At 59.6% G+C, this 22,012-nt stretch carries 20 protein-coding genes; 11 read left to right on the top strand and 9 right to left on the bottom strand.

From position 1 onward, the window contains the following. Positions 1–16 precede the first annotated feature (16 nt). Complete coding sequence (locus N2601_RS27930; RefSeq protein ID WP_104827617.1) at positions 17–1,099, top strand: LacI family DNA-binding transcriptional regulator; 1,083 nt, start codon at positions 17–19, stop codon at positions 1,097–1,099. A 79-nt stretch (positions 1,100–1,178) separates the two neighbouring features. On the opposite strand, the gene N2601_RS27925 is transcribed toward N2601_RS27930, so the two are convergent. The 5 genes from N2601_RS27925 to N2601_RS27905 form a co-directional block, all read right to left on the bottom strand. Further along, the gene (locus tag N2601_RS27925) at positions 1,179–1,922 is read right to left on the bottom strand and encodes an aspartate/glutamate racemase family protein (RefSeq protein WP_104827616.1); all 744 of its coding nucleotides are present in this window, start codon (positions 1,920–1,922) and stop codon (positions 1,179–1,181) included. A gap of 4 nt (positions 1,923–1,926) precedes the next feature. Next, entirely contained in the window at positions 1,927–2,748 is an 822-nt protein-coding gene (locus N2601_RS27920) for an ABC transporter permease (protein WP_104827615.1), read from the bottom strand. A gap of 1 nt (position 2,749) precedes the next feature. Then, on the bottom strand, positions 2,750–3,661 hold the full coding sequence (locus N2601_RS27915) for an ABC transporter permease (RefSeq protein ID WP_104827614.1): 912 nt from the start codon (positions 3,659–3,661) through the stop codon (positions 2,750–2,752). A gap of 69 nt (positions 3,662–3,730) precedes the next feature. Further along, positions 3,731–5,029 (bottom strand): ABC transporter substrate-binding protein, encoded by a 1,299-nt coding sequence (locus N2601_RS27910; protein WP_104827613.1) that lies wholly within the window; start codon positions 5,027–5,029, stop codon positions 3,731–3,733. Positions 5,030–5,058: 29 nt separating this feature from the next. Continuing rightward, positions 5,059–6,147 carry an ABC transporter ATP-binding protein gene (locus N2601_RS27905; protein WP_104827612.1) on the bottom strand — a complete coding sequence of 363 codons (1,089 nt, stop codon included), beginning with the start codon at positions 6,145–6,147 and terminating at the stop codon, positions 5,059–5,061. Between the two features lie 263 nt (positions 6,148–6,410). Here N2601_RS27905 and N2601_RS27900 point away from each other — a divergent pair, with 263 nt between their 5' ends. The 9 genes from N2601_RS27900 (at position 6,411) to N2601_RS27860 (ending at position 15,699) form a co-directional block, all read left to right on the top strand. Further along, a complete protein-coding gene (locus N2601_RS27900) occupies positions 6,411–7,124 on the top strand; it encodes a GntR family transcriptional regulator (protein WP_104827611.1) in 714 nt (237 codons plus the stop codon). 290 nt (positions 7,125–7,414) lie between these two features. Continuing rightward, on the top strand, positions 7,415–7,990 hold the full coding sequence (msuE, locus tag N2601_RS27895) for an FMN reductase (protein WP_104827610.1): 576 nt from the start codon (positions 7,415–7,417) through the stop codon (positions 7,988–7,990). Between the two features lie 32 nt (positions 7,991–8,022). Then, a complete protein-coding gene (gene sfnG / locus N2601_RS27890) occupies positions 8,023–9,132 on the top strand; it encodes a dimethylsulfone monooxygenase SfnG (RefSeq protein WP_260304414.1) in 1,110 nt (369 codons plus the stop codon). A 120-nt stretch (positions 9,133–9,252) separates the two neighbouring features. Continuing rightward, positions 9,253–10,164: an ABC transporter ATP-binding protein gene (locus N2601_RS27885; RefSeq protein ID WP_104827608.1), complete on the top strand. Its 912-nt coding sequence runs from the start codon at positions 9,253–9,255 to the stop codon at positions 10,162–10,164. After that, positions 10,164–11,060 (top strand): branched-chain amino acid ABC transporter permease, encoded by an 897-nt coding sequence (locus N2601_RS27880; protein WP_104827607.1) that lies wholly within the window; start codon positions 10,164–10,166, stop codon positions 11,058–11,060. The genes N2601_RS27885 and N2601_RS27880 overlap by 1 nt, the downstream gene beginning before the upstream one ends. A 1-nt stretch (position 11,061) precedes the next feature. Next, positions 11,062–12,105 (top strand): branched-chain amino acid ABC transporter permease, encoded by a 1,044-nt coding sequence (locus N2601_RS27875; RefSeq protein ID WP_104827606.1) that lies wholly within the window; start codon positions 11,062–11,064, stop codon positions 12,103–12,105. A gap of 95 nt (positions 12,106–12,200) precedes the next feature. Continuing rightward, entirely contained in the window at positions 12,201–13,535 is a 1,335-nt protein-coding gene (locus tag N2601_RS27870) for an ABC transporter substrate-binding protein (protein WP_104827605.1), read from the top strand. 89 nt (positions 13,536–13,624) lie between these two features. Next, entirely contained in the window at positions 13,625–14,419 is a 795-nt protein-coding gene (locus tag N2601_RS27865) for an ABC transporter ATP-binding protein (protein WP_104827604.1), read from the top strand. 32 nt (positions 14,420–14,451) lie between these two features. Then, a complete protein-coding gene (locus N2601_RS27860; protein ID WP_104827603.1) occupies positions 14,452–15,699 on the top strand; it encodes an SfnB family sulfur acquisition oxidoreductase in 1,248 nt (415 codons plus the stop codon). Positions 15,700–15,855: 156 nt separating this feature from the next. On the opposite strand, the gene N2601_RS27855 is transcribed toward N2601_RS27860, so the two are convergent. From N2601_RS27855 to N2601_RS27840, 4 genes are read right to left on the bottom strand one after another with little or no spacing between them, the layout of a single operon-like run. Next, entirely contained in the window at positions 15,856–18,228 is a 2,373-nt protein-coding gene (locus N2601_RS27855; RefSeq protein WP_104827602.1) for a hypothetical protein, read from the bottom strand. 12 nt (positions 18,229–18,240) lie between these two features. Next, positions 18,241–19,011: an ABC transporter permease gene (locus tag N2601_RS27850; RefSeq protein WP_104827601.1), complete on the bottom strand. Its 771-nt coding sequence runs from the start codon at positions 19,009–19,011 to the stop codon at positions 18,241–18,243. 10 nt (positions 19,012–19,021) lie between these two features. Next, entirely contained in the window at positions 19,022–20,017 is a 996-nt protein-coding gene (locus tag N2601_RS27845; RefSeq protein ID WP_104827600.1) for an ABC transporter substrate-binding protein, read from the bottom strand. Between the two features lie 13 nt (positions 20,018–20,030). Further along, positions 20,031–20,846, bottom strand: a complete 816-nt coding sequence (locus N2601_RS27840) for an ABC transporter ATP-binding protein (protein WP_445945020.1) — start codon at positions 20,844–20,846, stop codon at positions 20,031–20,033. Positions 20,847–21,002: 156 nt separating this feature from the next. Here N2601_RS27840 and N2601_RS27835 point away from each other — a divergent pair, with 156 nt between their 5' ends. Next, positions 21,003–21,722 carry a GntR family transcriptional regulator gene (locus N2601_RS27835; protein ID WP_104827599.1) on the top strand — a complete coding sequence of 240 codons (720 nt, stop codon included), beginning with the start codon at positions 21,003–21,005 and terminating at the stop codon, positions 21,720–21,722. Positions 21,723–22,012: the final 290 nt, after the last annotated feature.

The following is a 22,012-nucleotide window of genomic DNA, read 5'->3' as shown; positions in this document are numbered from 1 at the left end:
GGGAAGGAAGAAAAAATTGAAAAAAAACAAAGATATGCCGGTGGAGGAGCAATCAGGGCCTTTAATGGCGGATGTCGCGCGGCTGGCTGGAGTGGCAATTTCCACGGTCAGCCGCGCACTTGCCAATCCCGGGCGCGTCAACGAGAAGACTCGCGTCAAGATCGATGCGGCCGCCAAGCAACTGGGCTACACGCCGAATGCTATGGCCCGCGGCCTCAGGGTCGGCAAATCCAGCACCATCATGATCATCCTTCCCGGATCACTCTATTACGGTGTTTCCCAAGTCATTCCCCAAGTTCTGCAAAGCATCAACAAGGCCTTGCTGCAGAATGGCTACAATCTGATGATCGCCAATCTGGGCCGCGATGCGGAATCGGAAAGGCATATTCTCAACCTGGCCTTCGGCGGCACCATTCGCGGCGCCATCATCCTGTCGTCGAAACTGCCTGAGGTCGATGGACGCTCCTTAGCCAATGCGGGCTTGCCGATCGTCTCCATGTTGCTCGACATGAGCGACGCCGGGGTGCCGAGTGTCGTGACGAATGATCGTGAGGCGGTACGGGACGTGACAACCGAGCTGATCAGACTGGGCCATAAACGGTTTCTCTATATCGCCGGTCCGGAGGGCAATTATCACGACGTTGAACGTTATGGCGGCGTGATCGAAGCCTTGCGCGATGCCGAGCTTTCTGAGGAGGCGGTGTCGCGATCCGGCGGTAACCTCGACTACCAGGAAGGCTTCAAGATCGGCATTCAGGCGGCGGCCGACTTCGCGCGGCTGACGGACAAGCCGACAGCGGTGATTGCGACAAGCGATGACATGGCGATTTCTTTCATCAGTCGCATACAGCACACGGGGTTGCGAATTCCCGAGGATCTGTCGGTGGTTTCTTTCGATGGCGCACCGGTATGCGAGTTTTGCTTTCCGCCGCTCTCGACGATCGAACAGCCATTCGAGGAGATGGGACAGGTTGCCGTGGCGCGCCTGCTTGATGCCATCGGACAGGAAAAGAAGGAGCGGGACAGGCGTGTTGTCATCCGCAGCAGGCTGATCCCGCGCGAGAGTATGGCTCCGCCAAAGAGCTGCATCGGAAAATAACGCATTGCGCTTTGTTGGTGAGAAACTGCCGCTCTACTTTACTGATTGAGCGAGCAGGGCATGATCTTCGTGCCGGCCTTCAGACAGCTAGTTTCCTTGGCGCGAAATCGCTCATCGCGCCGCTAAAGGGCTTCGGCAGCGGCGAGGCATAGGAGCCGCGTTTGCTGGTGGAGAGGCCGAGCGACACCAGTGCTTCCGCCTGTTTCACCGCCGCCGCGACGCCGTCGATCACCGGGACGCCGTAGATCGCCTGCAACTCGTGCGCAAGATCAGTCATGCCGGCGCAGCCGAGCACGATCGCCTCCGCCCCGTCTTCTTCCAGCGCTCGTTCGATTTCCGCTCGCAACTTGCCGATCGCCCCGGATGCGGCATGTTCGAGTTCCAGCACGGCGATATCGGAAGCACGCACCTTCGCCCGACCGCCCATGCCGTAGCGTTGAACGAGATTGTCGATCAGGACACGTGAACGCTCCAGCGTTGTCACGACCGTGAAGCGCTGGGCGAGAAAGCCAGCGGTCGCGACGGCGGACTCGCAAAGCCCCAGAACGGGGACATCGCAAAACGACCGGGCGGCCTCGAGGCCGGTATCATCGAAACAGGCGATGATTGCCGCATCATAGCCTATCGTCAGTCGTTCCTTGAGTTCGCTCAACAGGCCGGGAACGGCGAGCGCGCCGTCATAATATCCCTCGATAGAAGCTGGTCCCATCCGTGACGTGGCGGCAATGATGTCCGTTCCAGACGCAGCGACGGCGCGGGCGGCAATCGCAGCCTTTTCGGTCATCGACGCGCTGGTATTCGGATTGATGAGCAATAAACGCATGATCTCAGCTTTTCTTGGCCTGCCGGCGGCCGAGCATGGCCATGATGCCGAGCGCCACGAGAATGATGGTGAAGGAAAAGAGGGTGGTCACAGTTCCCAACGCATAAAGCACGGGCGTGGTGACGTTGGTGGTCATGCCGTAGATTTCGAGCGGCAGCGTGTTGTAGGTGCCGGATGTCATCAGGCTGCGCGCGAACTCGTCATAGGACAGCGTAAAGCCGAATAGGCCGACGCCGATCAGGCTCGGGGTGATCATCGGCAGCACGACATGGCGGAAGGTCTGCCATGAGGTCGCCCCGAGATCGCGCGCAGCCTCCTCGTAAGCCGGTGAAAAGCGGTTGAAGACGGCGAACATGATCAGCACGCCGAAGGGCAGCGTCCAGGTCAGATGCGCGCCGAAGCCCGAGGAATACCAGGCCGGAGCAAGACCGCCCTGCTGGAAAACGACGCCGATGCCGAGCGAGATGATGATCGACGGAACCACCAGGCTGGCGACCGTCGCGTAGAACAGCAATGATGATCCACGAAAGCGGCGGCGGAAGGCCAGGCCTGCCAGCAGCGACACGACGACGGTGACGATCATCACCATCAGCCCGAGCATGAGGGATCGGCGGAACGAGGCGCCGAAATCGCCGACCGCCTGCTTCTCGAACAGATTCGCAAACCAATGCAGAGAGACACCGTTCAGCGGAAAGGTCAGGCCGCCATCCGGTCCCTGGAAGGAAAGGATAAGGATCGCCGAGAGGGGGCCATAGAGAAACAGCACGAAGACAAGGAAAAAGATCGCCAGGACATAGAATTCCAGGCTGCGCTTTTCGCGGTTCATCTCAAAGCTCCTTGCGGATATCGACGACGCGCAGGATGGCGGAGACCATCAGCAGGACGAGGACCAGCAGTACGACGGCATTCGCTGCCGCGGCTGGGTATTGCAGAAGCGACATCTGGTTTTTCATCATCAGCGCGATAGAGGCGCTCTGGCCGCCGGACATGACCTGCACGGTCGAAAAATCGGCCATGACCAACGTTACGACGAAGATCGTGCCGATCGCCATGCCGGGCTTGGCAAGGGGGATCACCACGTTCCAGAGGATTTGCCAGCCGCTGGCGCCGGCATCGCGCGCCGCTTCGAACAGCGAGCGGTCGATGCGCATCAGCGTGTTGAAGATCGGCGTCACCATGAACAGCGTATAGAGATGCACCATGGCGAGCACGACGGCGAAATCGGAATAGAGCAGCCATTCGATCGGCTTCGGTATGAGGCCCATCTGGATCAGGGTCGAATTAACGAGGCCATTGCGTCCGAGCACCGGGATCCAGGAGATCATGCGAATGATGTTCGATGTCATGAAAGGCACTGTGCAGACGAGGAAAAGCACCATCTGCGTCGATGTGCGGCGGATGTGGAAGGCGAGGAAATAGGCAACCCAGAAGCCGATCACCAGCGTCAATACCCAGACGATGGCGGTGAATTTCAGCGTATTGAGATAGGTCTTCCAGGTGACCCAAGAACCGAGCGTATCGGTGTAATTCGTGGTCAGGAAGGCGGGATAGAGACCGGCGAAATCATAGTCCCAGAAGCTGACGACACCGATCATCGCGATCGGCAGCAGGAAGAAGAAACCCAGGATCAGAAAGAGCGGCGCTGCCTGCAGATAGGAGACGAGCCATAGCGGCACGCCGAAATGGCCACCTGCTTTCCGTGGTGCCTGATCTGTTTCTGAGGAGGCGATCGTCGCCATGTCCCGGTCTCTCCGTTAGCGGCTTCCTCCCCCCGCTTGCGGGGAGAGGATTTGATTTGGGGGTGGTGCTTAGGCGGCGATAAACTCGTTCCAGCGGCGGACCATGTAGCGGTCTTCGTCCATCACCGAGTTCCAGCAGGCGACCGCGCCCATGCGGGCTTCGAACGAGCCGCCGTCGCGAACGGCGCCGGCCTTCTCCATGACCTTGCCTTCCGGAGACAGGATATCGCCCTGCGCCGGCTTGCCTTCGATCCAGTAGCCCCATTCGTCGGCCGACATGAATTGCTTGGCCGTTTCCATGCAGGCCGAGTAGTAGCCCTGGCGATTGAGGTAGCCGCCGACCCAGCCGGAGGTGTACCAGTTGATGTATTCGTAAGCGGCGTCGAGCTGCGCGCCTTTCAGATGCGAGGCGAGGCCAAGGCCGCCGCCCCAGGCGCGATAGCCTTCCTTGAGCGGCTGGAAGGTGCAGGCGATCCCCTTGGAGCGCACAGCAGCAACGGCCGGCGACCACATCGACTGGATGACGACTTCGCCCGACGCCATCAGGTTGACGCTTTCGTCGAATGACTTCCAGAAGGCGCGGAACTGGCCGTCACCCTTGGTCTTGATCAGGAAGTCGATCGTCTTGTCGATCTCCGCCTTCGTCATGTTGCCCTTGTCGGCATATTTGATCTTGCCGGCGGCTTCCATGATCATCGCGGCATCCATGATACCGATCGACGGGATATTGAGGATCGCGGTCTTGCCCTTGAAAGCGGGATCGAGAATGTCGGCCCAGCTTGTGATCGGACGACCGGTCAGGTCCGGACGGATGCCGAGCGTGTCGGCGTTGTAGATGGTCGGAACCATCGTCATCCACTGCGTCGGCTCCTTGGCGAATTTCTTGGAGCCTTGCGCTTCGACGAAGCCGACCGTGTGTGGCGCCGTGCCCTGGGCGATGACGCTGTCCGACTTCAGCTTGCCGTTGATGAACAGCGGCACGATCTTGTCGTAATATTTGAGCTTCTTGACGTCCATCGGCTGCAGAACGCCGGTTGGGAAGACCTTCTTGGCGATCCAGTATTCGATGTCGGCAATGTCATAGCTGTCAGGTTGGGTGACGGCGCGCTGGGCGGCGGCGTCGGAGTCGGTTGCCGTCATTTCCAGTGTGATGCCGAGATCGGCCTTGCACTTTTCGGCAATGGCATTGATGTTCGAAACGCCGGTGCCGAACTGGCGAAGCGTGATGTTCGATTGCGCCCAGATGGTCGGAAAGCCGGTGATGAGGCCGGAGCCGGCGATCGCGCCGGCGGCGGCAGCGCCGGTCTTCAAAAGCGAGCGGCGGGAAATTCCTTTGGCCGCCTTAGTGGTCTTCGTTTCAGTCGTCATGTCAGTTCCCCTGTTGTGATGCTTGGAATTCATGCGGAAACCCGGCCAAGGAGGACGACGTCCTCCGGAGCCCAGCTCAGAGACACCGCATCGCCGACCGATACGGGTTTGGCGAAGTAATCGCCGTCGCTCGCGATGACCGTGAAGTCGTCGCTGCCCGCGCCGTTGACGGTGATTTTCACCGACGCGCCGCGATATTCGATGTTGGAGACGATGCCGTTGAAGCCGAGGGTTTTTTCGGAAGCCACTTGCAGGCGCACGCGGTCTGTGCGGATGCCGATATCGATGGCCTCGCCCACGTCCCTACCGGTTCCTGACACAGAAAAACTCTGCCCCTCGGGCACTGTCATCGTCAGCACGCCGTTTTCGCTGGATGCCACCCGGCCGGAAAGCACGTTATGGTCTCCCATGAAGCGGGCGACGAAGGCTGTCGCAGGACGCTCGAAGACTTGACGGGGCGTGGCCGCCTGCTCGATCCGGCCATCGTTCATGATGACGATGATATCGGCGAGCGCCATGGCCTCCTCCTGGCTGTGCGTCACATGCACGAAGGTAATCCCGAGCGTCTTCTGCAGCTTCTTTAACTCGGCGCGCATGCGGATCTTCAGGAACGGATCGAGCGCCGAGAGCGGCTCATCGAGCAGCAGGGCTTCCGGATCGGTAATCAGCGCGCGGGCGAGGGCCACGCGTTGCTGCTGCCCGCCGGAAAGCTGCGCCGGACGCCGTGTGGCATAGGCCTCCATCTGCATCAGCTTCAGCATCTCAAGCGCCTTGGCCCGACGCTCGTCCTTGTCCACGCCCTTCATCTTCAGGCTGAAGGCGACATTGTCGATGAGATCGAGATGCGGAAAGAGCGCATAGGACTGGAACATCATGGCCGTGCCGCGCTTGGCTGGCGGGAAGTCGGTGACGACGGTGTTTCCGAGGCGGATATCGCCCGACGAAATGCTTTCGTGCCCGGCGATCATGCGAAGGGTCGACGTCTTGCCGCAGCCCGATGGACCGAGAAAACAGCAATAAGAACCGGCAGGAATCTTCAGACTGATGGCATGCACGGCTGTCGTGCTGCCATAGATCTTCGAAACGGATACTATATCGATCTCTGCCGCTTTCGACATCATGCCTTCCTCTGTTTAAAAGAGACAATGCACGAGCCATGCCAATTTCGGTGCATTGCAGCAAACTATTGATAACAATCGAAGTTTTTGGAATTCTTAGATTGAATGGATATCATCGGTAATTCGACGAGTGCACATCAAATAGGCTTTCGTACACAAAATAATCACATGATTGTATACAATTTGGCGTCGTAACTGCACTCAAATCTATTGGATTTTTGCGACGAACCTGGGTATGTTCAGGGAAAATCAGGTCGTATTTCATGAAGCCAACTGCGGGCGCCCTCCAAGCCGCCGACGATTCAGCCGAAACAAGCACGCAGCAGATCCGCGACGCCATTCGCGACGCGATCGTTGAAAGACGCCTTGCTCCTGGCGCGAAGCTTTCCGAGGCAGATGTCGGCAATCTCTTCAATGTCAGCCGCACGCTGGCGCGTGCCGCCTTGCAGGCGCTTTCCTATGAAGGGCTTGTCAGTGTCGAGAAAAATCGCGGCGCTTTTGTCGCCTATCCGTCCCCGGAGGAGGCACGGCAGATCTTCGCCGCACGCCGGCTCGTCGAGCCAGGCATCCTGCTTGAGGCGGCAGCCAGGATATCGCCGGCGGACATCCAGCATCTGCGGCAGCTTCTATTGCTGGAAGGCAGGCTGGTCGAAGAGCACGGATCGGCCGCCCGCCGCGCGGAGATCAAGGCCTCAGGCGATTTTCATCTGGCAATCGCGGTGATATCAGGCAACGCCATCATGCAGCGCTTCATGGAGGAACTCGTCGCTCGCTCCTCGCTGGTGATCGCGCTCTACGGCCAGTCGACAGCCTCGAGCTGCGGCCATCATGAACACGGCGAAATCGTCGATGCCCTTGAGCAGAAGGATTCGGACAGGGCCTGCCGCCTTATGCTGCAGCACATCGCCCATATCGAGACCGATCTCGACATGCGTGAACGCAAGGGCTTCAATCTGAAAGAAGCATTCGACATCTGAGGGCCGTGGCGTTCAGATCGCGAGCAGGCGCCTGAGAGGTTGCCGGACCTCTTAAGACGATTGCGCTTCCAATTCCATATGTCATTCAGTTCCCTGGTCGCGCTCTGGCCTCAATTCTTCAGCACATCCGCTATCCCTGATGCTTTGGGTTTGAGAAAATTCTTCCGATAAGCCGCCACTGAAAATAGGAATTCAATCCACTTTGCTTCGAAGATTAGAACATCTTCGCCTATCAAAAATCTACTAAATATATAGGGTAAATTATCTAATTAACCGGACAGATCATCATCATGAACATCCTCGCGCTGAGTGGCAATGTCAAAAGACCATCCAGGACGGCGTCCTTGGTGAACGTCGCCGCCAATCGGCTGCGGCAGCGCGTTGGTGGCGATGTGCAGTCCATCGAGCTTGTCGACGCGGCCCCCGTGCTCTTTCGGGCGCTTAGAGCGGATCAACTCGATACCGAAGGCAAGGCGATCATCGCCGCGGTGGAAGGCGCCGATATCATAATTGTTGGATCGCCCGTCTATCGCGCGTCCTACAGCGGCGCGCTGAAGCATCTCTTTGATCTCGTCGATTATCGAGCACTCGCGGGCAAACGGGTCATTCTCGCCGCAACCGGCGGGACACTGTTGCATGGCCTGATGCTTGAGCACCAATTGCGGCCGCTCTTCGGTTTCTTCAATGCGCTGACCGTCCCGACCGCAATCTATGCGCTTGAGGCCGACTTCGCCGATCACGAACTCACGAATCCCGCCGTCCTCGAGCGCATCGATCGAGCCGTCGAAGAGGTCGCGACAATCACGCCAGCGCTCGACATCGGAGCGATCGCCGCCCCGGGAAAACACAGCGGATTGGCAGCCTAGCCCATAGAACGAAATTCAAGAGGGAGCTTTACATGACTTTTTCCAATGCCGCGAACGATCCGGTCAAATTTGCCTATTGGGTGCCGAATGTTTCGGGAGGCCTGGTGATTTCGAATATCGAACAGCGTACGAGTTGGACGATCGAATACAACAGGAAGCTTGCGCAGATCGCCGAAGCGAGCGGTTTCGAATATGCCTTGAGCCAGATCCGTTTCACGGCAGGTTATGGAGCGGAGTTTCAGCATGAGTCCGTCTCGTTTAGTCACGCCCTGCTTGAATCGACCACGACATTGAAGGTGATCGCGGCGATCCTGCCCGGTCCTTGGAATCCGGCCCTTGCCGCCAAGCAGATTGCGACCATCAATCACCTGACCAACGGGCGCGTCGCGGTCAATATCGTGAGCGGCTGGTTCCGCGGCGAATTCGCCGCCATTGGCGAGCATTGGCTCGATCATGACGAGCGCTATCGTCGCTCGGAGGAGTTCATCCGTGCACTTCGCGGCATCTGGACCGAGGACAATTTCACCTTCCGCGGCGATTTCTATCGCTTCAACAATTATTCGCTGAAGCCGAAGCCGATCGACCCGCAGCCGGAGATTTTCCAGGGCGGCTCCTCCCGTGCCGCTCGCGACATGGCGGCCCGGGTGTCTGACTGGTATTTCACCAACGGCAATACGCCGGCCGAGATCCGCAAGCAGGTTGACGACATCCAATCGAAGGCCAAGGAGAATGGCCATTCCGTGCGGATCGGGGTGAACGCCTTCGCAATCGTGCGCGAAACGGAGGAAGAAGCCAAGGCAGTGCTTGCCGAGATCATCGAGAAGGCCAATCCCGAGGCGGTCAATGCTTTCGGGCATGAAGTTAAGAACGCCGGCAAGGCGTCGCCGGAAGGCGAAGGAAACTGGGCGAAATCCTCTTTCGAAGACCTCGTTCAATATAATGATGGCTTCCGCTCGAACCTCATCGGCACGCCACGGCAGGTTGCCGAGCGGGTTGTGGCGCTGAAGCAGGCGGGTGCGGATCTGATCCTGCTGGGCTTCCTGCATTTCCAGGAGGAGGTCGAGTATTTCGGCAAGCATGTGATCCCGCTGGTTCGTGAGCTCGAAGAGGCTGCTAGTACCCAGCCAGTGGCGGCCGAATAGGCTCGCTGCAGCAAAATACCTCGTAAGTGAAACATGATGGGTGCGTGGGCCGATTGGTCCACGCCAACGGGATTGGCGTGCCATGTTCAAGCCGCGCCCGAGCCGAATGGAGGACACTGAATGCCTGCCGCGACCTATTCCCTTGACGTGCTGGATCCTGGTACGCTGCGGGGCTCCGGCGACCAGATTGCTCGCGCGTTGCCACCGGGCAAGACCGGCGGCATCCCGCAGCATGACGAAGAGACCCATGCTCTCTCTTTGCATGGCATCAGCCTGTCATTTGGTGGGGTCGCTGCCTTGGTCGATGTAGACCTTTCTGTTGAGCCGGGGGAGATCCGGGCGATTATCGGTCCAAATGGCGCAGGCAAGAGTTCGCTGATCAACATCATCAGCGGTGTCTATCGCTCGAACGAGGGCCATGTTCGTATCGGCTCCAACACCTATCGCCATGTGCCGACGGAACTGCTGGCATCGCTTGGCATTGCCCGCACGTTCCAGAACCTCGCCTTGTTCAAGGGCTTGAGTGTCACTGATAACGTCATCGCCGGTCGAGCCTATACCGTGCGCTCGACCTTTGCCGAACAGATCCTCGGGCTTGGCCGCGCGCGCCGCGAAGAGGCGGATGCACGCGAGCGGGCGGCCCGTATTCTCGAGTTCCTGCATCTGGGCCAGGTCAGTCATCGTCTCGTAGGCACGCTGCCCTACGGACTGCAAAAACGCGTCGAGCTCGCCCGCGCCCTGGTGGCGGAACCGAAGATCCTGCTTCTAGACGAGCCTATGGCGGGGATGACGGCGAGCGAAAAGAACGACATGGCCGACTTCATCCGGTCTGCCCGAGATCGGTATGACACGACGGTGATCCTCATCGAACACGATATCGGCGTGGTCATGCAGCTTTCCGACCGGATCGCGGTCCTCGATTACGGCCGCAAGATCGCCGACGGCAGTCCGGGCGAAATTCGTGCCGACAAGCGCGTCATCGACGCCTATCTCGGCGTCGTTGCGGAAAACGAGGATGGGGAGGGCATCTGATGGCAGATTTCGACTGGCCGTTTCTGATCGAAGTGCTGGTTGGCGGCTTGCTCTCGGGCGTTATGTATTCGCTCGTCGCCATCGGTTTCGTGCTGATCTACAAGACGTCGGGCGTGCTCAATTTCGCTCAAGGGGCAATGTTGCTGTTTGCCGCGCTGACCTTTGTCAGCCTTCTTGAGCGTGGCGTTCCCTTTGCCTTGGCGCTCGTCATTACATTCGCTGTCATGGTGCTGATCGGCATTGCCATCGAGCGTACCGTGCTGCGACCATTGACCAACAAGCCGCCGATTACGCTTTTCATGGCGACGCTCGGGCTCTCCTATATCATCGAGGGGGCGGCTCAACTCATCTGGGGCACGCAGGTCCACGGTCTGGAGCTCGGGATCGAGGATGTTCCCTTCGACATCGGCGGCGTGTTCATCAGCCAGTTCGATCTTTTTGCGGCGGCGGTCGCTGCCGCGATGGTGGCGGCGCTGTCCGCCTTCTTCCGCTACACCCGAATTGGGCTGGCATTCCGGGCTGTAGCGGACGATCAGTTCGCCGCGCTTGCTGTCGGGCTGAAACTGCCCTGGATTTGGGCAACGGTCTGGGCGGCTGCCGGTGTCGTAGCACTGGTGGCTGGCCTGCTATGGGGCGCGCGGCTCGGCGTGCAGTTCTCTCTGTCGCTGGTGGTGCTGAAAGCGCTGCCCGTCCTCGTTCTCGGCGGCTTTGATTCCATTTTGGGTGCGATCGTCGGCGGTCTGCTGATCGGCGCGACCGAGAAGCTCGCGGAAGTTTATATCGGCGAATATTTCGGCGGCGGCATCGAAGGCTGGATTGCCTATGTCGCAGCACTCGCCTTCCTGCTCATCCGCCCCTCCGGCCTGTTTGGGCAAAAGCTCGTGGAAAGGGTTTGATATGGCTGTCGTCACCGTCGATCTTCATCCCACATGGCTCTTCAGCCGCTGGCTGACACCGATTGCCATCCTTGCCAGCGCGTACCTCGTGGTTCCCTTTGTCGGTTCGACCTATTTGTTCGAGGCGATCCTTTTGCCGTTCCTGGCGCTCAGCCTTGCCGGCCTCGGGCTGAATCTGCTTACCGGCTATGCAGGCCAGGTCTCGCTCGGAAGCGCCGCCTTCATGGCCGTCGGTGCCTTTGCTGCTTACAATTTCAATCTGCGCGTCGATGGCCTGCCTTTGATCATCAGCATCCTGCTGGCCGGCCTTCTGGCGGCGGTGATCGGTATCGTCTTCGGCTTGCCTAGCCTCAGATTGAAGGGCTTTTATCTTGCTGTGTCGACGCTGGCTGCGCAGTTCTTCGTGCAGTGGGCTCTCACCAAATTTAGCTGGTTTTCCAACGACTCTGCCTCCGGGGTCATCGATGCGCCGCCTCTGACGCTTGCGGGCGTGGAATTTACAGGCCCGGTAGGTCGCTATCTCTTTTCACTTACGATCGTGGTGGTGCTGACCTTCCTGGCGCATCGGCTGACGACCTCTCAAACCGGCCGCAACTTCATCGCCGTTCGGGATAATGAGACAGCGGCGCGCATCATCGGTGTGCCCGTGCTGGGAACCAAGTTGCTGGCCTTTGCTATCTCCTCTTTCATCATCGCCGTTGCGGGAGCGCTTTGGGCCTTTGCCTATCTGAGGACCGTCGAGCCGGCCGGCTTTAACCTCGACCGATCGTTCCAGATCCTTTTCATCATCATCATCGGCGGCCTTGCCTCGACGCGGGGCGCCTTTCTCGGCGCCGCTCTGATCGTCGCCTTCCCGCTCGTGCTATCCCGACTGGGCTCGTTCCTGCTCGGCGATGTCTTCGATTCCGGCGTGCTCGACATGAGCCAGCGCATCGTGCTCGGCGCCTTGATCATTCTGTTTCTGATCCTCGAACCGGACGGGCTTTCCTCGCTCTGGGGCAAGATCCGAAGGCGGTTGGGCTCTGCCATCGACAGGCCGGCCTGACCAAGCTGGGCACAAGCTCCGCAAACATCAAACCCATCGCTCATTCAACCCAGTTCCGGCCATCACACCGGACAATACCCGGAGTGTATCCAAACATGACCATGCTTGCGAAATTGAAGGCCGCTGTCATTGCGGCTGGACTGGCCGTCTCGGCCGCGGTACCGGCCGCCCATGCCGATGAACAATATTTCCCGCTGCAAAGCTATCGCGTCGGGCCCTATGCGGCCGGCGGCACGGGTTTCTTCGGCGGTTTCATCGATTACCTGAACCTCATCAACACGCGGGATGGCGGCGTCAACGGCGTCAAGCTCACCTGGTCGGAAGCGGAAACGCAATACGAGGTTGAACGCGGCGTCGAGGCCTACGAGCGTCTCAAGAGCAATCCGAATATTGCCGCCTGGAACCCGCTTTCCGTCGGTATCGCCTATGCCATGATCGACCGCATCACGCAGGACAAGGTGCCGTTGATCACCATCAACCATGGTCGCACGGATTCCACTGATGGCCGCGTTTTCCCCTATGTCTTTCCGCTGTTGCTCAATCCCTATAGCGAGACCTCGGGCATCGTGAACTACATCGCCTCGAAGCTCGGCGGTCTCGACAAGCTGAAGGGCAAGAAGATCGTCGTGCTCTATCACGGCTCGCCCTACGGCAAGGAAACGATCCCGATCTATGAACTCTTGTCGCAGAAATATGGCTTCGAACTGCAGCAGATCGAAGTGCCGCATCCGGGCAACGAGCAACAGGCACAATGGCTGACGATCCGCCGCGCCAAGCCGGATTACGTCGTGCTGCGCGGCTGGGGTGTCATGAACCCGGTCGCCCTGAAAACCGCGGCCAAGACCGGCTTTCCTGCCGACCATATCATCGGCAACGTCTGGTCTAACTCGGAAGAGGACGTGATCCCGGCAGGCGACGCCGCGAAGGGATATACCGCCATCACGACCCAAGCCTCCGGCACGGAATATCCGATCGTCCAGGAGATCGTGAAGACGCTCTATGACAATGGCAAGGGCAATCTGGAAGACAAGAAGCGCATCGGCTCCGTCTACCACAATCTCGGTATCGTCAACGGTATCCTGAACGTCGAGGCGATCCGTATTGCCCAGGAAAAGTTCGGACATCGGACTCTGACGGGCGACGAGGTCCGCTGGGGCTTCGAGCACCTGCAGCTTGATCCGGCTCGAGTCGAGGCGCTCGGCGCCAAGGGCCTGTTCCATTCCATCAACGTCACCTGGGACAATCACGAAGGCAACGGCTACGTGACCTTTCAGCAGTGGGACGGCAAGAAGTGGAACGTCGTCTCCGATTGGATTGCGCCGGACTGGGCCCTGTTGAGGCCGATTATCGAGAAATCCTCGGAAGCCTACGCCAAGGAAAGAGGCATCAAGTTGCGCACGTCTGAAGACGCACAGGCCGTGACGAACTGAGCCCGGTGGCTGGGCATCGGCAGCACGGTAATGCCGCTTTCTGCCGATGCCCCGCTCGCACACGAAACCACACTGAGATTGGGTGGACCATGGCTGGAAAAGACGTTCTGCTGAGCGTGGACGGGATCAAAGCGACCTACAATGGAGCAATCACGGCGCTTCACGGTGTCAGCTTCACATTGCGCCGCGGCGAGATTCTGGCGCTGCTGGGTGCCAATGGCGCCGGCAAGACGACGACGCTCAAGGCGATTTCGAATCTGCTTCCGGCCGAGCGCGGCGAGATTACCGCTGGAGGCGTCTTATACGATGGCCGTGACGTTACAACGGCAACGCCGGCCGAATTGGTGCGCGCCGGTCTCGCGCAGGTCCTCGAGGGCCGGCATTGCTTCCGCAATTTGACCATCGAGGAAAATCTCATTTCCGGCGGTCTCGGACGGAGCAGCTCGCGCGCTGAGATCGCCGCGGATCTAGAGAGAATCTACGCAATTTTTCCCCGGCTGAAGGAGAAGCGCCGCGCATTGGCCGGCCTTGCTTCAGGCGGTGAACAGCAAATGACGGCGATCGGCCGTGCATTGATGTCACGTCCAAAGCTGCTGGTGCTCGACGAGCCGTCCATGGGGCTGGCGCCGATCGTCGTGCAGGACATTTTCCGGATGCTGCGGCGGCTGAATGTTGAAAGCGGCCTTTCCATGCTCGTTGCCGAACAGAATTCGGCGATCGCTCTGCGTTATGCCGACCGCGCGACAGTTCTCGAAAACGGCACCGCCGTTCTTTCGGGAGATGCAGCCGAGTTGCGCGGGCGCGACGACGTCAAAGCATTTTATCTCGGTCAGAAATCGACACCCGCACCCACACCCGCCGCAACAAACCTCCCACCGGCCTGATCGGCCGCCATCCTCAACAAGGAGAAACCATCATGACGCTCTCACAGGTCAACACCGAAAATGCCGTCAAGGCTGTACCGGCGGTTCCTCGACCGGCTGAGCCTGCCCATGTCATCAAGGACGATGCTGAGGCAATCGCCGTTGCACGGCGGCTTGCGACCGAATTCGTGAAGGACTCGGCCAAGCGCGACCGCGAACGCATTTGGCCCGTCGCCGAGCTGGATGCCTTTTCGCAAAGCGGCCTATGGTCCATCAATGTGCCAAAAGCCTTCGGCGGCCCGGAGGTTTCGTACGCAACGCTCGCAAAGGTCATCGAGATCATATCGGCAGCGGATTCCTCGATCGGCCAGATCGCCCAGAACCATCTGGGCGTCGTTGCTGCCATCCGGACCGTATCGGATCCCGCCCAACAGAAACTTCTGTTTGCTGAGGTGCTGAAGGGCACCCGCTTCGGCAACGCTTTTTCGGAATTCGGTTCCAAACGGGCAGTCGATTTCGAGACGCGCTTCACCGATGCCGGCGACCACGTCGTCGTCAACGGGCGCAAGTTCTACTCCTCCGGCGCACTGCTCGCGCATCTGGTGCCGATTGTCGCGCTCGATGACGAGGGGCGGGCCTGGTATGCGATTGCCGAGCGCGATGCGCCAGGGCTGACTGTCATCGATGACTGGTCCTCGTTCGGGCAGCGAACGACGCTCTCCGGTACGGTGCTTCTCGACAACGTCAAGGTGCCGAAGACCCATCTCGTGCCCGGATACAAGGGCTATGAAGTGCCGACCGCCGATGGCGCCATATTCCAGATCATCCAGGTTGCCGTCGACACGGGTATCGCACAGGCCGCCATTGACGAGACGGTCGCCTTCGTGCGCACCAAGAGCCGGGCATGGGTGGATAGCGGCCAGGATCATGCCTGGGAGGATCCCTATACAATCCAGGCCGTCGGCGACCTGACGCTGCGCCTGCATGCCGCGCAAGCGCTTCTGGAAAAAGCCGGCTATGCAATCGACCGCGCCGTGCTGAACCCCAATGCGGAGACGGTCGCCGAAGCGCAGATCGTAACGGCTGAGGCCAAGATCCTGTCGACCGAAATCGCAATTGCGGCGACCAATAAGCTGTTTGAACTGGCAGGCACCCGCTCAACGCTTGCCGAGCACAATCTCGATCGCCATTGGCGCAATGCGCGCACCCACACGCTCCATGACCCTGTGCGCTGGAAATACGCCATTCTCGGAAGGTATTTCCTGAATGGCGAAAAGCCCCCGCTGCATGCGTGGAGTTGACGATCCCAAGAGGTCTCCCGCGTCGTAGCGGTGTGGGAGACCTCAAGGCTCGTGGCAAAGCAAGCCTGAAACAAATACGGCGGCCTCTGCCAAACACATGGCGGAGGCGCTGACGAATATGCCAATATGACCTGCACCATCAACTAGGAGCATCAACTACCGAGACTTCAAGAACAACGGAGACGTCCAAATTCGAGATTGATCCCGCTGACGCGCCGTCAGGAACAGCGGGTGTTCTCGTCCCGGATCGAGTTCAAGTTTGTGCAACGAAATCTCGCCCGCGAGATCTCTTGGTAGCGGTTGGTCTGTAACCCTTTCCACGATCAGACGCAGCTCGACGCCCAGCAGATCGAGTGTGATCGAGCCCTTTGCAATCAGATTTTTCCCACTGACTTCCAGCCTTGCTTCGGGGGCATGCACATGTGGTGGTGGCTGAAGCGGGTCGCCGATCTTGCTGTAGCCGTGGAGTTTGGCGTCGATGGTAATGTGAGCGTCGCTTAGGTCCGAAAGCGTGAACTCAATTCCGTCGATATCGCCGTGCGTTGCCGTTCTAAAGCCGAGCTTGCCGAGGCCGGTGCGCCACACGCTCTGTTCAGGATGGTCAAAGCCGACCCCATACAGATCAAGGAGCGCCGCGCCAGTCACGGCGACATCGCCGCTCCAATAGGCTGCCCGATAGCGATCCTTGATGCGAGCGCCACCGAAACGGATACGGACGTTGCGTTCGCTGAGGCCGGCCTCTGCATGCAGATCGCGGCTCCACACGAGGCGATCGCCATCATAGAGTTGAACCTCTTCCCAGCCGGCATGGCCGAGCAGACGGTAGGAGAGCGGCTCGTCAGGTTCCGCGTTGAACGCCTCGCCCATGAAATGCTTTCCCTGGGACAGAACAGCGAAACTCCGCTCGCCTGTCGTGGCGAAGGTGCGCCGTGCCCTGAGTGCGCTGCCGACGCCGGCCCTGTCGAAACGGTCTGCGATGACGCCCGTCAACCCGCCGCGCGAACCGAAAGTTCCGGTTGCCGGCGCGCCGCCGCCGCATCGGCCTTGGTGCTCGTCGCTCGCGGCCGAGGCGCCGACCCTGTATCCGCGTGCGAGCGCCTCGGTGTAGAGCCAGTGAAATTGCCCCCAGGCGGAACCGATCTCGATGAGCCTTTCCAGCTCCGGATGGTTCCAATCCAGAATACAGCGCCGGCCGCCCACATGCGGGATCAGCAAATGGCCCTCCGGATCGTCCTCATAGGCGGCATGGAGCCGGTCTACTGGCCACACGCCGGGTCGGATCGTTCCGGCCGTCGTCTCATTCCATTCGAAAGAGCGGAGGGACTGTCCTTTTTCATCAAAGGGGAAGCGCGGCTTGCCATCACGAAGGAAGACGACGTTGCGGTCGCCGCCGGCTGCAGAGTTGCCGCACCATTCTGTTCCCGGATAACAGACGAAGCGGCCGGGCTCGTTGAGGCCATGGATAATTTCCACGGCCTTGTTCCAATTCGCTTCGGTGATGTTGAAGTCGTTGACGGTGTAGCCCACTACGTCAAGCCCGGCGATATCTCGTCCGTAGGTGAGATTGTAAGTCGCGTCGTTGGTTCCGACAGTGTCGTCGGAATGAACGTGCAGATCCGCGTAGAGAGGACGCAATGCGCCTTCTTCACTCTGGACATAGGCGATGGCCGCTGCGACAAAGGGTTCGCCGTCGAGCCATGCTTCCAGTTTCCACTCGCCGGCTTCGGTGAAGGAAAGCCCGGAAATCCGCGCGAATGTCCAGTCCTCCGCGGCTAGCGCGATCGGCTCTGTGCGTTGGGTCGCGTCCGGAGCGGTGATCACGAGCGTGCCCCGCAAATTGCGATCGCGGCAGGTGTTTCCCCATATGTCGTCGACGCGCACAATCGCATCGAAGGATTGGCCGAGGCCAACAAGGCGCGGCGCAATGACCTGAAGGGCGTGGGGCTGGCCGGCCAGGATTTCGAGCTTGCAGTCGCCCGGCACTTCGGCAAATTTCGAGCTGCCCAGCGGATCTATGAACAGCCGGAATCGGAAGGCCTTTTCCACGAACGTCTGCACCCGCGTGCCGGCGCCGCCCTGTCGTCGATCTCCAAGGCGGATGACGATCCTGTCGCCGGGATTGATGTAGCCATCGACGACATCGACGATAACGGCCTTCTGGAAAGGACGCTCGTGTCCCTTCTGATCGAAACGCACCTTCAGCGCCTGCACAGTTGCCGGACTCTGGCCAGGAGCCAGTGGCCCGGCGTGATATTCGGCGGAAACGTAGTTGGCGCCAGTCGGGTCCGTTGTCTGAAACAGTGCCCAATCGGAATAGAACTTGAAGGCGAGCTTCAGCCATGCCCCATCGGCAAGACCGACAGCGCCGACTTCATAGACGAGTTCCAGTTCGGTCCACTCGCCCGCGGTCAGCGTCTGTCTTTGACAGGTGAGACGGCCGAGGAAGGGGAGGGTGTCGAAATAGGCGGCAAGGCCCGTCGGGGAATGGGCGGTGGCCTCGGATGCCTTGTGCTGCAAAGTCTCTGTCATGGGAGAAGTCCGTTATTGTCCGCGCCAGCCTTCGTAGCTGCGCTCTATCCGTCGAAATACGAGGCTCTCCATGAGCCACGCTATGAGTCCGATCAGCGCGATGCCGAGAAGCACCTGCGCCGAATTGCCGACCTGCCCGCCCATCGCGACCATCCAGCCGATCCCTTGGGAGGCGCCGATCATCTCGGCGGCGACGAGCGCGCGCCATGCCTGCGCAAAGCCGATGCGCAATGCGGCGATCAGGAAGGGGAGGGAGGCAGGAAAATACACGTGGGCCAGCAGTTGAAACCGTTTGGCACCCAGAATGCGGGCTGCGCGTACCTCCCCACCGCCAATGGAAAGCACGCCCTCCTGGATCGTCAAAGCCATCGGAAAAGCCGACGCTATGAATATGACAACGGCGATCGAGAGATAGCCGAGGCCGAAGAAGATCAGGGAGAGCGGCGCCCAGGCAATCGGAGGGATCGCCATGAACAGGCCGAGCAAAGGCTGAGCGAACTCCCGGAACGGCCGCCAAAGTCCGGCGGATACCCCTATGAGCAGAGCCGCCAGGACAGCCGCGCCGAAGCCGCCGAACTCACGCAACAAGCTGGCCAGAAACTGGCGGCTGAGCTCGCCGGACTGGATCCAGCGCAATCCCTCGGCTGCCACCTCCCAGGGCTGTGGCAGCACGTAAGACGGAACCCTGCTGGCGGCGAGGCACCACACGGCAAGCAGGAAGGGAAGCGCTGCCCAGCGCCAGGACGGCTGCGGAAAACGCCGCCGCGCTGTCAATTTCTTCATCGATCGGATCTCACCGCTGAGCGGCCGCTTTCGCGGCAAAACTGTCGTCAATGATGTCATCGACGTTCAACGGCTTATTGAGAATGCCGAGGTTAACGGAGTAATCGATGAGGCGCTGGATGAAGGCGCGGTCGGACAGCTCGATTTCAGCGGACCAGCCAAGGCGTTTCCTGGCTTCCGCAACGATCGCTTCCGGCGGAACCACGCTTCCGTCCGCGGCCTTCACGGATTCCAGCTTGAAACTCCGGGCGATGATCCGGTTGGCCTCCTCGGGGTTCTCCCGGAGAAATGCGATGGCCTTGGCATTGGCCCGCAGCAATTTGACGAGGTCGTCCGGCCGCTCCTTCAACGTTTTTGCAGGTGCTGCCACGACATACCATGGATAGCCCGGCAGGGCGCCATTCACGTCGAATACGACCCGGCCAGTGCCGCGAAGCACAGACTGACTGATGAATGGCTCCCATGAAAAGGCTGCATCCACCACGCCTGTATCAAGGGCAGAGTTCATGTTGCCCACGGGCATCTGCGATAATTGGAGGTCGGTGTCCGGATTGAGGCCGGCAGTCTCCTTCAGGACGAAGCCGCGCAGCAGCACGTCCATGCCGCTTCCTCTGTTGACGCCAGCGAGTTTCTTGCCTTTGAGGTCTGAGAGCGATTGAATGGAGCCATCCGCTTTTGCGATCAAGGCTGCCTGACCATAGTTCACTTTGGCGATGATCTTCGCTTCGAGCCCGCGCGCGGCCCATTGATAGACGGGCGGGGCGCCGATATAGGCCACGTCGATTTCCCCTCCCGCCACCGCCTGCTGAATGACGGGGCCGTCGCCAAAACCCTTGAGCTCGACGTTCAATCCCTCTTCCCGAAAGTAGCCTTTCTCCTCGGCGATGAGGGCCGGCGCATTCGCCATGGCTTGGACCCAGCCGATGCGAAGCGGCGAAGGTTCCTGCGCACCAGCGGGCCAGGCAGCAGCAAGCGCGAGAAGAGCTGCAGGTAGAATGCGTTTCATCGGATGGTTCCCTTCAGGTAACGCGTTGATTGCTGATCATGACGGCGGCGATTTGTTCGGCGAGCCGTTCGCGCAGTTGCGCAAACAAAGGATTGGCTCGCGTGCCTCGCTGATCGCGAGGACGCGGCAAATCGATTGTCACTTCTGCCGTGATGCCGGTCGGAGGCAGACCGAGGACCAGGACGCGATCCGCCAGATAGATCGCTTCGTCGATGTCATGCGTGATGAACAGCACGGTCTGGCCCAAGCTCGACCAGATGCGGAGCAGTTCGTCGTTGAGGGAAGAGCGCGTCATGGCGTCGAGTGCTGCGAACGGTTCATCCATGAGCAGAAGGCGCGGCTCAAGTGCCAGCGAGCGCGCAAGCGCGACGCGCTGACGCTGGCCGCCCGACAATCGGTGAGGCGGTTCGTCCGCATGTTCTCCCAGGCCGACAAGCCGCAGAAAATGCAGGGCGACGGCCTTTTGCTCCTGTAGCGATCCCTTACGATTCATACGAAGGCCAAAGCGGACATTTTCCAGGGCGCTCAGCCAGGGGAAAAGATTGGGTGACTGGAACACATATCCGAGTGCCGGATGCTCCGGCACAACCGACGCCCCGTCTATGGTGATATGACCCGCTTGTGGGCGCAGGAAGCCGGACAACAGATTGAGCAATGTCGACTTGCCGCATCCGGAGGGACCGAGGACTGCGACAAATTCTCCCGGACGGGCTTCCAGGGAAAACCGTTCGAATATGCTGCGTCGGCTTTCGGGATAGTAGAAACCCATGCCATTCACCGAAAAAGTCGCGCCGCGTGAAAGCTGCCGTGCTGGGGAAACAAATGCCATATCGCGTTCGAATAATCCGACGTTGGAATTGCCCCAGTTTTTAATACATTATAATACAAGTTATCAACGCGGAGCCTTCCCTTGTCCGGCGGCAAAGGAGAACGGTATTCCAAAGCTGCAAGAGTCCGTGGTCTTTTTAACCTCGATGGAAAATAGATGAGCCTGATACGCAACAATCCGGTGGCAATGTATCTCCAGATCGCCGATCGCCTTCGTCGCGAGATCGCCGAAGGGGCATATGAGCCCTCGGGGCGACTGCCATCGGAATCGCAGATCATGGTGCGCTTCGACGTCAGCCGCGTCACCGTCCGCCTCGCGCTTGAGCAGCTCGATAAGGACGGGCTGATCGAGCGTAGGAAAGGCAAGGGCACGTTCGTCGCCGGCAAGCAGGTCCGCCATCAGATCGATACCCTGCGCAGCTTTCACGAGTCACTGAAAGTGCAGGGCTTCGATGCCACGATGCGGATCGTCGAACTGACCGCGATTGAAACGCCGTCGGCGTTTGTCTCGTTGTTAGGAGCAAAATGCGCGCTGTTGGAGCGCCTTCACATGGTAGATGACGAGCCCATAGCCTTAGGCCGAAGTCTCATGCCCGCCGTCATGGCCGAGCTGGATCTGGAAACGGCCGAACAACGACCGACCTATGCCCTCCTCAAAGACAAAGCGGGCGCCGATATTGGCTCCGCCGAGATAGCGATCGGCGCGCGCGCTGTCCCATCTCGAATATCGTCCTTGATCGGCGTTGCCGCAAATGCGGTCTTGCTTGTCCTCGAACGAACCTCTTATTTCGATCATGGTGCCTGCGCTGAGTGGTCGGAATTTTTCATCCGGCCAGAGCGATACAAATTTGTCCTCGGCAATCGAATGTCCGCTTAAATCGAGCACTTCAAGCTGTTTCAGCATCGCTGATCTTGGGATCACGGTTCGTGTTCCTCAAGAGCGGTCATCTATGGCTTTCGCTTGTTAGTGCAGCGGAATGATCGAAGCGGAAGCCAAATCCCTGCAAGGCTTGCATCTAAGTGGATGCTTGAACAGAAGGCTGTCAGGAGGCGCCCGGTTGGCGATGGGCAAAGTCGTCGCAACGCTGCCAAGCGTGCGTTCTGTGAGCGCAGACTGCACTGAGCTCACGAAAGGCATAGATTAACAGCGGCACGCTGATGCCAGCG

The sequence above is a fragment of the Rhizobium sp. CB3060 genome (assembly GCF_025200735.1).
Taxonomy (GTDB): domain Bacteria; phylum Pseudomonadota; class Alphaproteobacteria; order Rhizobiales; family Rhizobiaceae; genus Rhizobium.
The sequence above is the reverse complement of the archived record's forward strand: the minus strand, read 5'-3'. Positions and strand labels throughout refer to the sequence as shown.

What these genes read in the sequence shown, in the direction of transcription:
- N2601_RS27915 (WP_104827614.1), bottom strand. Translation starts at nt 3,661, where the DNA reads ATGGCGACGATCGCCTCCTCAGAAACAGATCAGGCACCACGGAAAGCA.
- N2601_RS27850 (WP_104827601.1), bottom strand. Translation starts at nt 19,011, where the DNA reads ATGAAGAAATTGACAGCGCGGCGGCGTTTTCCGCAGCCGTCCTGGCGC.
- N2601_RS27905 (WP_104827612.1), bottom strand. Translation starts at nt 6,147, where the DNA reads ATGTCGAAAGCGGCAGAGATCGATATAGTATCCGTTTCGAAGATCTAT.
- msuE (WP_104827610.1), top strand. Translation starts at nt 7,415, where the DNA reads ATGAACATCCTCGCGCTGAGTGGCAATGTCAAAAGACCATCCAGGACG.
- N2601_RS27855 (WP_104827602.1), bottom strand. Translation starts at nt 18,228, where the DNA reads ATGACAGAGACTTTGCAGCACAAGGCATCCGAGGCCACCGCCCATTCC.
- N2601_RS27870 (WP_104827605.1), top strand. Translation starts at nt 12,201, where the DNA reads ATGACCATGCTTGCGAAATTGAAGGCCGCTGTCATTGCGGCTGGACTG.
- N2601_RS27925 (WP_104827616.1), bottom strand. Translation starts at nt 1,922, where the DNA reads ATGCGTTTATTGCTCATCAATCCGAATACCAGCGCGTCGATGACCGAA.
- N2601_RS27920 (WP_104827615.1), bottom strand. Translation starts at nt 2,748, where the DNA reads ATGAACCGCGAAAAGCGCAGCCTGGAATTCTATGTCCTGGCGATCTTT.
- N2601_RS27875 (WP_104827606.1), top strand. Translation starts at nt 11,062, where the DNA reads ATGGCTGTCGTCACCGTCGATCTTCATCCCACATGGCTCTTCAGCCGC.
- N2601_RS27835 (WP_104827599.1), top strand. Translation starts at nt 21,003, where the DNA reads ATGAGCCTGATACGCAACAATCCGGTGGCAATGTATCTCCAGATCGCC.
- N2601_RS27900 (WP_104827611.1), top strand. Translation starts at nt 6,411, where the DNA reads ATGAAGCCAACTGCGGGCGCCCTCCAAGCCGCCGACGATTCAGCCGAA.
- N2601_RS27880 (WP_104827607.1), top strand. Translation starts at nt 10,164, where the DNA reads ATGGCAGATTTCGACTGGCCGTTTCTGATCGAAGTGCTGGTTGGCGGC.
- N2601_RS27865 (WP_104827604.1), top strand. Translation starts at nt 13,625, where the DNA reads ATGGCTGGAAAAGACGTTCTGCTGAGCGTGGACGGGATCAAAGCGACC.
- N2601_RS27845 (WP_104827600.1), bottom strand. Translation starts at nt 20,017, where the DNA reads ATGAAACGCATTCTACCTGCAGCTCTTCTCGCGCTTGCTGCTGCCTGG.
- N2601_RS27910 (WP_104827613.1), bottom strand. Translation starts at nt 5,029, where the DNA reads ATGACGACTGAAACGAAGACCACTAAGGCGGCCAAAGGAATTTCCCGC.
- N2601_RS27840 (WP_445945020.1), bottom strand. Translation starts at nt 20,846, where the DNA reads ATGGCATTTGTTTCCCCAGCACGGCAGCTTTCACGCGGCGCGACTTTT.
- sfnG (WP_260304414.1), top strand. Translation starts at nt 8,023, where the DNA reads ATGACTTTTTCCAATGCCGCGAACGATCCGGTCAAATTTGCCTATTGG.
- N2601_RS27860 (WP_104827603.1), top strand. Translation starts at nt 14,452, where the DNA reads ATGACGCTCTCACAGGTCAACACCGAAAATGCCGTCAAGGCTGTACCG.
- N2601_RS27885 (WP_104827608.1), top strand. Translation starts at nt 9,253, where the DNA reads ATGCCTGCCGCGACCTATTCCCTTGACGTGCTGGATCCTGGTACGCTG.